Here is a 10,911-nt window from a genome sequence, read left to right on the forward strand (position 1 = left end):
CGAGGAGCCGCCTGGATTCCTGTGTCGAGCGCGATCCTGGTCGCGGCCACATCGTGGACGCGCAGGGCGCTTGCGCCCCGCTCGGCCAGGAGCGCGCTGAGCAGCGCCGTCAGGGCAAGTGGGCGGTCGACCGTCGGCGCGCCGGTGTACCCAGGTGGCGTCACGCCGATCACCAAGGACTTTCCTTGCGCACTTGTTCGATTGTTGGCGCGCCTGGCAACGTTCCGCTGTCGTTGGCCACACCGCCGCTGGCCCAGCTGGAGGCGGACGACTTGGCGTCCGTCACTTCCGAGCTCTGCCTCCCGGCAGCACCCGCCGACGGCCAAAGGCGGCAACTCACTGCAAGAGGCGGCAGACTGGCTATCTGCGTGCAGGTTCAAGGACTCGCGCGTCCGGGATTCCCGGAACTCGCGCGCTTTCGGAAGAGCCCGGTCGAAGTTATCCACAGGCTGAGGAGGCGACCAGCGGATTGTCGGTCGGGGCGGGCAGTATGGGGCCATGACTGAGAGCAACGGGTCCGCCGCGGCTGAGCGGAACGACGACGAGATGCCGGACTGGGAGAAGCGCTTCCGGGCACCCCGGGTGTCCCTGCCCGACTGGGCGGAGGACGCACCGGACCGAGCCCTGTTCGTGTCGAACGCGACGGGGACGTACGAGCTGTATGCCTGGGACCGTTCGACGGGCGAGCAACGCCAGGTCACCGACCGGCCCAACGGCACGACGGACGGTGTGCTCTCCCCGGACGGCCAGTGGGTGTGGTGGTTCGACGACAAGGACGGCGACGAGTTCGGGGTCTGGCGGCGCCAGCCCTTCAGCGGCGGGGAGGACGAGCTCGCCACGCCCGGGCTGGACCCGTCGTATCCGGCGGGGCTCGCCCTCGGCCGGGACGGGCGTACGGCGGTCGTGGGCCGCTCCACCGACGAGGACGGTACGACGATTCACGTCTCCCGCCTCGGCGAGGACCCGGTGGAGATCTACCGTCACCGCGAGTCGGCGGGCGTCGGCGACCTCTCCCACGACGGCTCGCTGATCGCCATCGAGCACACCGAGCACGGCGACGCGATGCACTCGGCGCTGCGCGTCCTGCGCCCCGACGGCACGGCGGTCGCCGAACTCGACGACACCAAGGAGGGCACGAAGGAGCTGGGCCTGGAGGTGCTCGGCTTCGCGCCCGTCGACGGTGACAGCCGGCTCCTCATCGGGCATCAGCGACGCGGCCGCTGGGAGCCCCTGGTGTGGGACGTGGCCTCCGGCGAGGAGACCGACCTCGCACTGGAACTGCCCGGCGACGTGAGCGCCGAGTGGTATCCGGACGGCAGCGGGCTGCTGATCGCGCACAGTTTCGAGGCCCGCAGCGAGCTCTTCCGCTACGACCTGGCGGGCCGTGAGCTGGTCGAGGTCCCGACCCCGGCCGGCACGGTGTCCGGTGCGACGGCCCGCCCCGACGGCAGCGTGGAGTACCTGTGGTCCTCCGCCGCCGAGCCGTCCACCGTCCGCTCCACGACCGGCAAGGCCGTCCTCGACCCGCCCGGCATGAAGTCCCCGGGATCCGTCCCCGTGGAGGACGTGTGGGTGGAGGGCCCCGGCGGCCGCATCCACGCCCTGGTCCAGAAGCCGGCCGGCACCACCGGCCCGCTCCCGACGGTCTTCGACATCCACGGCGGCCCCACCTGGCACGACAGCGACGCCTTCGCCGCGGGCCCGGCCGCCTGGGTCGACCACGGGTACGCGGTCGTCCGCGTCAACTACCGCGGCTCCACGGGATACGGCCGCGCCTGGACGGACGCGCTCAAGCACCGGGTCGGTCTGATCGAGCTGGAGGACATCGCGGCGGTCCGTGAATGGGCGGTCGCCTCAGGGCTGGCGGACCCCTCCCGACTCGTCCTCACCGGCGGGTCCTGGGGCGGCTACCTCACCCTCCTCGGCCTCGGCACCCAGCCGGACGCGTGGACCCTGGGCATCGCGGCGGTCCCGGTCGCCGACTACGTCACGGCGTACCACGACGAGATGGAGGCCCTGAAGGCGATGGACCGCACTTTGCTGGGCGGCACCCCGGAGGAGGTCCCCGAGCGCTTCGAGGCGTCCTCCCCCCTGAGCTACGTCGACCAGGTCAAGGCCCCCGTCCATATCTCGGCCGGTGTCAACGACCCCCGCTGCCCGATCCGCCAGGTCGACAACTACGTCAAGCGCCTGGAATCGAGAGGGGCGGTGCATGAGGTCTACCGCTACGACGCGGGGCACGGTTCGCTGGTGGTGGATGAACGAATCAAGCAGGTGAGACTGGAACTGGACTTCGCGGCGCGGCATTTGCCGAGCTAGCGCAGAGGCGGGGCCTGGCGGGGTTGTAGGGGCGGAGCCCCCTACGCCCCGGCCCGCTCCCGTCGCGCCCGCCTCCCCAGCAACTCCGCCAGCCCCCTCCGCGTAGCCGCCAGCACCACCCGATCCGACCCCCGCAGGACATACGTGTCCGGCAGATCCCACACCAGCCCGGAAGCCCCCGCCGGCCGCACGCCCTCGTACGCCTCCTCCACAGCCGACTCCTCCCGCTCACCGTCGGAGGCACTGGCCGCGGTGTCCAGCGCCAACACCCGCCAAGCCCCGGCCCGAAACGCCTCCCCGACCGTCTTCCCCTCCAACTGCGGATGCCCGCCCACCTCCACGGCCGCGAACAACAGCACGCGCCGCTCGACCGGAATCGCCCCCAGGATCTGCCGCCCCATCATCGCCCCGGCGAAAGCGGGCGCCGCCAGATGCGACACACTGCGGCTCCGTGTGGAGGCACCCGGGTGCGCGGCCCGCAGGGTGCGGTACACCGCGGTCGCGAAGTCGTCGTCGTACAGACGAAGAACCACCCGCAGATCCGGCCGTACGGACCGCGCGTACAGCACGGCCTCCAGATTCGTCGTGTCCGCGCTCGTCACCGCGAGCAGCGCGTGCGCGCGGTGGATCTTGGCGGACTCCAGGACGCCCTCCTCGGTGACGTCACCGAGCACCACCGGCACCCGCAGCCGACGGGCCAGGGGGAGCCCGCGGGCCTCGGGGTCGGCCTCGACGCACACCACGGGGATGCGCAGTTCGTGCAGCCGGGCCAGCACGCGCGTGCCGATCTTGCCGAGTCCGAGCAGGACGACGTGTCCGCCGAGCCCGCGCGGCGGCTTGCGCAGCGAGGACGCGTTCCGGAAGGTGCCCAGCGCCTCCAGGACCGCGGCCAGCAGTACCGGAAGGAGCAGCAACCCGACCAGACCGGAGAGGAGCTGGAGGATTTGACGGCCGGTGGGCGCCCCGATCGCGGGGTCGTTGATGGCGAAGAGATCGAGCAGGGTCAGGTAGGTCGCGTGCACGGGATGGTCCCCGGTGACCAGCGACAACGCGACCGCGAGCGCGACCACGCACCCCACGAGCCCGGCCAGCGACCACCGCAGCCGCCGCGAGAACAGCGAGGCGAAGGAGGGGACGACACCGCGCCCCGCGGGCAGCGCCGGCCCGGAGTAGGACACCTGCTCCAGGACGACGGTCCCGCGCCCGGTGGCGTCCCGGACCGTCGCCGCGTCCGGCAGCAGCAGCGGCCCATGCTCCTCGCCGGACTCGGAACCGTCCGTGCCGGCCGTGTCGTTGCCCGAGGCGGACAGCAGCGCCAGCGTGGCCAGCCCGGGAGCGGCTGCCGCTCCCGGCCGTGGCGGGGGCCGTTCCACCGCGCGCAGCAGCAGCCCGTCGGTCTCGACGACCTTGCTGGTGCCGACGAGGGCGCTGGCGGCCAGCGCGGGCGCGGCCGTGTCGGCGTCGGACAGAACGGTCGTGGAGGCGTCGAACACGGCGGCGGGACCGGTGATGCCGCCCGCCGCCAACGCGGCCGCCTGGTCGAGAAGCTCCTCGATGTGCAGCCCCAACCGCCGGTTGTACAGCCGCAGCACGAGCCGCAGCCGGGGGTTGAGGCGGCGGGCGGTGAGGGCGGCGCGGATGTTGGTCTCGTCGTCGTCGTACACGAGCGCGAGCGCGGCGGCCCGGTCCACGCCCGCCTCGGCGAGGGCGGACTCGGTCGGCTCGGCGGCCTCGACCACCCGCTCCGTTGCGCCGGGCGGATCCGAAGTGCCGTTGCCTCCGGCCCGGTTGACGGCCGCGCTCACCACCCGGTCGAGCAGCGCGGACGCCGCCCGGGCCCGCCCGACCACCGGCAGCCGTACGGTGCGTTCGGACGGCGGTACGACGAGCGTGACCTGCTCGCCGTACACACCGCGCAGTTCGGCGGCCAGCCGGTGCGCGAGTCCGTCGTCACCGCACACCACCATGTGTACGGCCGTATCACCTGGCGAACTCTGATTCGGAACGCTTGCCACGAGGGGAAAGACTGCCTTACCGAAACGCGTGGTTCCACCATGCAAGCGATCGGATGCCCGTCGAATTCGATCGCATGCCCGTCCCGCTTGAACGGCGACGCCCTTCCCGCCGTACTGAAGGGGAGGCGATCCAGCGAAACCGGCGCCCTGCCGCACCACCGGAGGTACCCCGCCCGTGGCCATCACCAAAGCAGCCCCACCGCAGGCGGGCGAGGATCCGGGCCGCTCGGGGCGGGATGCGGAGGCGCGGCGGCTCAGTTCCCCGCTCGTCCTGACCCTGTTGCTGGTCCTGGGGGTGTTGGCGCAGGACCCGATCCGGGGGGCGCTCGGCGCGCCGGTGATGCAGAGCTGGATGACGGTGTTCGTGGCGGTCATGGTGCAGGCGCTGCCCTTCCTGGTGCTGGGCGTGCTGCTGTCGGCGGCCATCGCGGTGTTCGTGCCGCCGTCGTTCTTCGCGCGGGCCCTGCCGAAGCGGCCCGCACTGGCGGTGCCGGTGGCCGGGGCGGCGGGCGCGGTGCTGCCCGGCTGCGAGTGCGCGTCCGTGCCCGTGGCGGGGGCGCTGGTGCGGCGGGGCGTCACCCCGGCCGCGGCGCTCGCGTTCCTGCTCTCCGCGCCGGCGATCAACCCGATCGTGCTGACCGCGACGGCCGTCGCCTTCCCCGGCAACCCCGAGATGGTCCTGGCCCGTTTCGTCGCGAGCCTGCTGGTGGCGTGCGCGATGGGCTGGCTGTGGCAGCGGCTCGGCCGCGCCGACTGGCTGCGCCCGCCGGCCCGTGCGTCGTACGACGGTCAGGGCAAGGGTGCCGCCTTCTGGGGCTCGGTCCGGCATGACGTGATGCACGCGGGCGGCTTCCTGGTCGTCGGCGCGATGGCCGCCGCGACGCTGAAGGCGGTGGTGCCGGAGGGCTGGCTGCGTACGGCGGCGGAGAACCCGGTCGTATCGGTGCTGGCGTTGGCGATCCTGGCCGTGCTGCTGTCGATCTGCTCGGAGGCGGACGCGTTCGTGGCGGCGTCGCTGTCGCAGTTCTCGCTGACCGCGCGGCTGGCCTTCCTGGTCGTCGGTCCGATGGTCGACCTGAAGCTGTTCGCGATGCAGGCGGGCACGTTCGGCCGCGGCTTCGCCGTGCGCTTCGCGCCCGCCACCTTCGTCCTCGCCGTCGCGGTGTCGGTGCTGACCGGGGCGGTGCTGCTGTGAACCGGCAGGCACAGGCGGCGGTGCTCTTCCTGCTCGGGGCGGCCCTGCTGCACGCGGGCCTCACCGACCTCTATCTGCGGTACGTCAAGGCCGGTCTGCGTCCGCTGGTGCTGGCGGCCGGCGTCGTACTGATCGCCACGGCGCTGGCGACGGCCTGGTACGAGTGGCGGACACGGAAGACGGAGCACCGGGAGGAGGACGACAGGGAGGACCACGGGGAGGGACACGAGGAGGGCCACGTCCACCGCGAACCCCGCGTCTCCTGGCTGCTCGTCCTGCCCATCCTCGCGCTCATCCTGGTCGCCCCGCCGGCCCTCGGCTCCTACAGCGCCCTGCGCACCGGCACGGCCCTGCAACAGCCGTACGGCTACGCGAATCTGCCCGCCGACGGCCCGCTGCGCCTCAACCTGGTCGACTACGCCGGCCGCGCGGCCTACGACCACGGGCGGTCCCTGCGCGACCGGCAGATCAAGGTCACCGGCTTCGTCGCCCTGGACCGCGCCGGAACGCCGTACCTGGTCCGCATGGCCCTCAACTGCTGTGCCGCGGACGCCCAGCCGGTCAAGGTCGGTCTGAGCGGCCGTATCCCACCGGTCCTGCGACCGGACACCTGGCTGGAGGTCACCGGCACCTACACCGCCCGGACGGCCAAGGATCCGGTCAACAACGCCCCGATCCCGTTCATCGAGGTCAGCGGCGCCGAACCGGTGCCGGAGCCCAAGGATCCGTACGACGAGACATGGAACAACTGACGGTCAGTCGTCTCCCTCGTCGTCCTCCTCGTCTCCCTGGGGCTGATCGGGGGCCTTTTCGCCCTGCTTCTCCGCCGTCGGCTTCTCCTCTTTGGTGGGGGTCGGCGTGGGGGTGGGAGTCGCGGTGGGGAGCGTCGGGGTGGGTGAGGCGCCGGAGGCTGATGCCTCGGTGGCTGAGGGGGAGGCGGTGGACGGGGAGATCCCCGAGAGGGGCGCCCCGGCCGGCGTGTCGCTCGGTGTGGTGGCCGAGGGCCTGGCTGGGCCGGTGGTGCCCGGTGTGTCGGTTGCCGGGCGCTCCGCCGAGCTGTTGCCCGGCGAGAACCACAGCATCCCGGCGAGCATCGCGCCCAGGAAGACGGCCACCGCGGCGGCCGTTCCCACCACCTTCGGGCGGTGGGTGACGAAGCCGCGGATCCCCGGCCTGGCGGTGCGCCGGGAGGTGCGGGAGCGGGACGGCCGCCCGGCGTTGGACGGCAGCGCGTAGGTGGTGGCGGGTCCGGTGTCCGACGCGAGCCTGGAGGGGTCTCCCGGAAGCGACCCGGAAGGAACGCCCGGCCCGGATGCCAAGTACGCGGCCGTACCTGTGCCCGCCCCCGTACCTGCCTTCCTTCCCGACACCGAGACCGACTCCGACCCCGACCCCGACCCCGATTCCGGCGCCGGCAACGGCTCGGAGCGGCCCTGCCAGGCGCCGCCGCCGAACCACTGCGCGACCTGCTGGGCGGCGGGGCGGTCCTGGGGCTGCTTGGCGAGGAGGCCGAGGAGGTAGTTCTCGAAGGCGGGCGGGAGTCCGGCGACGAGCTGCCGCGGTGACACGGGGGAGGCGTCGAGGTGCAAATGCAGGATCGCGACCGCGGTGTCGGCCTGGAACGGCGGTTTCCCGGTGAGGAGTTGGTAGAGCACACAGCCCAGCGCGTACACGTCCGAGGCCGGGCCGGCGTTCTGCCCCAGGGCGCGTTCGGGCGCGAGGTAGAGGCTGGTGCCGACGATCTGCCCGGTGGTGGTGAGCGCGCCGGACGGGTCGTCGACGAAGCGGGCGATCCCGAAGTCACCGATCTTCAGGGTGCCGTCGGCGTCCAGCAGCAGGTTGGCGGGCTTGATGTCGCGGTGCACGATGCCCTGCTGGTGTGCGGCGGCGAGCCCGGCTGCGGCCTGGGCCGCTATCCGGGCCACCTCCTCGACGGGAAGCGGGCCGGCGGTGGTGAGGTGGCGGGCGAGGCTGTCGCCCTCGACCAGTTCCATCACCAGGAAGAGCCGGCCGTCGTACTCGCCGAAGTCGTAAACGCCCACCACATGCGGGTGGTTGAGCCGGCCCGCGGTCTGCGCCTCCAGCCGGAAGCGCGAGGCGGAGGTGGGGTCGGAGCCCTGGGGCAGGAGCAGCTTGACGGCCACCGTCCTGCCGAGCGTCTCGTCGAAACCCCGCCAGACCTCGCCCATCGCGCCGCGTCCGATGGGGTCGTGCAGCCGATACCGGCCCGCGATCAGCACCTGTGTTTCATCCTCATGCCGTAGCCATAAGACGATCGACCGCCGCAGGCGCAACACGCCACGGTGACGCGGGTGATGGTGGGGGGTGCCGCAGCCGACCCAGCCTACCGGCGCGCGCCCGTCCGGCGCTCACCCATGGGTGGATCAGCGGCTCTACCAGGCGCGGTTCCTCGGGCTCAATGGAGGAGGACCAGGCGCGGAGGGCTACCGTCGAGACTGCAGTTTGAATGAGCCCCCCAGCGAGGAGACAGACAATGGCGAAGATCCTTTTCGTGATGACCGGCGCCGACCAGTGGACCCTGGCCGACGGCAGCACGCACCCCACCGGCTTCTGGGCCGAGGAGGCCGTCGTCCCGTACGAGGCCTTCAAGGCCGCCGGGCACGAGGTCACCGTCGCCACCCCCGGCGGCGTGGTCTCGCCCGTCGACGAGGGCAGCCTCGCCGCCGACGCCAACGGCGGGCCGGAGCAGGCCGCGCGCGTCCGGCAGGTGGTGGAGACGGCCGCGGAGTTCCGGGCGCCGATCGCGCTGACCGACGTACGCCTCGACGCGTACGACGCGGTGTACGTCCCCGGCGGCCACGGTCCCATGGAGGACCTGGCCGTGAACGCCGACTCCGGCCGTATCCTCACGCGGGCGCTGGAAGGCGGCATGCCGGTCGGTGTGGTCTGCCACGGCCCGGCCGCAGTGCTCGCGGCGGTCAAGGAGGACGGCTCCAACGCCTTCGCGGGCTACCGCGTCACCGCCTTCACCAACACCGAGGAGCAGCTCGCCGGGCACGCGCCGAAGGCGAAGTGGCTGCTCCAGGACCGGCTGGTCGAGGCGGGCCTGAAGGTCGAGGCGGGCGAGCCGTGGGCACCGCACGTCGAGGTCGACCGCAACCTCGTCACCGGGCAGAACCCGGCGTCGTCCGGCCCGTTGGCGGCCGAGCTGCTGAAGAAGCTGGCGTGATCCGGAGCTGACGTAACACCGTCATTGATCCCGAGCTGACGTACACCGTCACCTCTCGCCGGGGCCTCCCTGACGGCGATGTCCGTTCGCCGTCAGGGCTGCGTGCGTATTGCTGCCGTGGGACCCTCCCCCTACGCTAAATCTGATGGGCCGTCAGATATGCGAGCAGTAAGGGGCACGGCGTGGCCAGTACCGTCAGCAGTGCGGCAGATCTCCCCAGGGTCATCAGCGTGGACGACCACGTGATCGAGCCCGCGCACCTCTTCGAGACGTGGCTCCCGGCCAAGTACCGGGACAAGGGGCCGAAGCCCTTCACCGCGGGCATCGGCGACCTCGCGTACGTCGGGGGGAAGTACCGGTTCACCACCGATCCGGAGGGCCAGATCACCGACTGGTGGGAGTACGAGGGCGAGCTCTTCCCGTACAAGCGCATCATCGCGGCCGTCGGCTTCTCCCGGGACGAGATGACCCTCGACGGGATCACCCGGGAGCAGATGCGGCGGGGCTGCTGGGATCCGAAGGCCCGGCTGGAGGACATGGACCTCAACCACGTCGAGGCCTCGCTGTGCTTCCCGACGTTCCCGAGGTTCTGCGGGCAGACCTTCGCGGAGGCCAAGGACAAGGAGGTCGGCCTCGCGTGCGTGCGCGCCTACAACGACTGGATGGTCGAGGAGTGGTGCGGCGACAGCGGCGGCCGGCTCATCCCGCTGTGCCTCGTCCCCCTGTGGGACGTCGACCTGGCCGTCGCGGAGATCCGGCGCAACGCGGCGCGGGGCGTACGGGCGGTGACCTTCAGCGAGATTCCGACGTACCTGGGGCTGCCGTCGATCCACTGCGGCTACTGGGACCCGTTCTTCGCGGCCTGCGAGGAGACCGGCACGGTGGTGAACATGCACATCGGGTCGTCGTCCCAGATGCCGGCGGCGTCGCCGGACGCGCCCCCCGCCGTGCAGGCCTCGCTGAGCTTCAACAACGCCATGGCGTCGATGATGGACTTCCTCTTCTCCGGGGTCCTGGTGAAGTTCCCGCGGCTGAAGCTCGCCTACAGCGAGGGGCAGATGGGCTGGATCCCGTACGCCCTGGAGCGTGCCGACGACGTGTGGGAGAAGCACCGGGCGTGGGGCGGCGTCAGGGATCTGATTCCGGAGCCGCCCTCGACGTACTACTACCGGCAGATCTTCTGCTGCTTCTTCCGCGACAAGCACGGCATCGAGGCGATCGAGACCGTGGGCGTGGACAACGCGACCTTCGAGACCGACTACCCGCATGTCGACTCGACGTGGCCGCACACGAAGCAGGTGGCCGCCGACCACGTGGGCGGTCTCTCCGCGGAGGTGGCCTACAAGCTGCTGCGCGGCAATGCCATCCGCATGCTGGAACTGCCGTTTGACGAAGGGCGTAGGGCGCCGGCCATTGCCTGACAGCGGGATCGTCAGCCGAGGCCCGGATGGTGCCACCGCATGGACGCCAGAGCCCGCGCCCTCTCCTCCACCACGGCCATCCTCGCCCGCCGCTCGGCCGCGTCCACATGCGCGGCCTGGCCGGTGACCTGGCCCTCCCACTTGCGGTAGAGGAGGCCGACCTCCGCCGAGAACCAGCCGCGGCTGACGGAGTTCAGCGCCAGCAGCAGCCCCGTGTCCTCGGATGCCGGCAGCGCCATCCAGCCGCCGAGGGCGACCAGGAGGTCCCGCCGTACGAAGAGGGTCGCCGGGTGGACCGGCGCGCGGAAGTCGTTCGCCGTCCAGTGGTCGAGTACGGCTCCGCGCTCGATCGGACCGTGGTCCGGGTCTTCGGCGAAGCCGACCGTCGAGCCGTCCGGCAGGTGGTCGAGGACGCGTGAGGTCGCCCAGCCGATCGTGCGGTCGCCTTCGAGGGCGGCCACATCACGGGCCAGCGCGCCCGGCGCGAGCTGGTCGTCGGCGTCGAGGACCTTCACGTACTCGCCCTCGGCCTGCGCGAGCGCGATCGTGCGGGCGACGCCGGGGCCGCCGGGCCGGCCCTGCCGGAAGGTCACCCGGGTGTCGTCGGGGACGTGCGGGGCGACGGCGTCCGTCCGCCCGTCCTCCTGGATCACCCAGTGCCACTCCCAGTCGTCCGGTAGCTCCTGGGCGGACAGCGACTTGTAGGCGTCCTGGAGGAACGGGGCCGAGGGGGCGTGGACGGCAGTGACGATGCAGATGTGCCGGGTCACG

The 10,911-nt window shown here is 72.0% G+C and carries 8 protein-coding genes; 5 read left to right on the forward strand and 3 right to left on the reverse strand.

Annotation, left to right across the window (positions count from 1 at the left end):
• Positions 1 to 498: 498 nt before the first annotated feature.
• Positions 499 to 2,319, forward strand: coding sequence for a prolyl oligopeptidase family serine peptidase (locus Q4V64_RS28775; protein WP_124440364.1), 1,821 nt, complete (start codon positions 499 to 501; stop codon positions 2,317 to 2,319).
• Between the two features lie 41 nt (positions 2,320 to 2,360).
• Here Q4V64_RS28775 and Q4V64_RS28780 read toward each other — a convergent pair whose 3' ends face one another.
• Positions 2,361 to 4,286 carry an NAD-binding protein gene (locus tag Q4V64_RS28780; RefSeq protein WP_124440363.1) on the reverse strand — a complete coding sequence of 642 codons (1,926 nt, stop codon included), beginning with the start codon at positions 4,284 to 4,286 and terminating at the stop codon, positions 2,361 to 2,363.
• Between the two features lie 223 nt (positions 4,287 to 4,509).
• Here Q4V64_RS28780 and Q4V64_RS28785 point away from each other — a divergent pair, with 223 nt between their 5' ends.
• Both Q4V64_RS28785 and Q4V64_RS28790 read left to right on the forward strand, forming a co-directional pair.
• A complete protein-coding gene (locus Q4V64_RS28785) occupies positions 4,510 to 5,529 on the forward strand; it encodes a permease (protein WP_124440362.1) in 1,020 nt (339 codons plus the stop codon).
• Entirely contained in the window at positions 5,526 to 6,281 is a 756-nt protein-coding gene (locus Q4V64_RS28790) for a TIGR03943 family protein (protein WP_124440361.1), read from the forward strand. The genes Q4V64_RS28785 and Q4V64_RS28790 overlap by 4 nt, the downstream gene beginning before the upstream one ends.
• 3 nt (positions 6,282 to 6,284) lie before the next feature.
• On the opposite strand, the gene Q4V64_RS28795 is transcribed toward Q4V64_RS28790, so the two are convergent.
• Positions 6,285 to 7,769: a serine/threonine-protein kinase gene (locus Q4V64_RS28795; RefSeq protein WP_172629215.1), complete on the reverse strand. Its 1,485-nt coding sequence runs from the start codon at positions 7,767 to 7,769 to the stop codon at positions 6,285 to 6,287.
• 254 nt (positions 7,770 to 8,023) lie between these two features.
• Here Q4V64_RS28795 and Q4V64_RS28800 point away from each other — a divergent pair, with 254 nt between their 5' ends.
• Both Q4V64_RS28800 and Q4V64_RS28805 read left to right on the forward strand, forming a co-directional pair.
• Entirely contained in the window at positions 8,024 to 8,719 is a 696-nt protein-coding gene (locus Q4V64_RS28800; RefSeq protein ID WP_124440360.1) for a type 1 glutamine amidotransferase domain-containing protein, read from the forward strand.
• A gap of 182 nt (positions 8,720 to 8,901) precedes the next feature.
• A complete protein-coding gene (locus Q4V64_RS28805) occupies positions 8,902 to 10,140 on the forward strand; it encodes an amidohydrolase family protein (protein ID WP_124440359.1) in 1,239 nt (412 codons plus the stop codon).
• 11 nt (positions 10,141 to 10,151) lie between these two features.
• On the opposite strand, the gene Q4V64_RS28810 is transcribed toward Q4V64_RS28805, so the two are convergent.
• Positions 10,152 to 10,910, reverse strand: coding sequence for a glycosyltransferase family 2 protein (locus Q4V64_RS28810; protein WP_124440358.1), 759 nt, complete (start codon positions 10,908 to 10,910; stop codon positions 10,152 to 10,154).
• Between the last annotated feature and the right edge of the window lies 1 nt (position 10,911).

The sequence above is a fragment of the Streptomyces sp. NL15-2K genome (assembly GCF_030551255.1).
GTDB lineage: Bacteria > Actinomycetota > Actinomycetes > Streptomycetales > Streptomycetaceae > Streptomyces.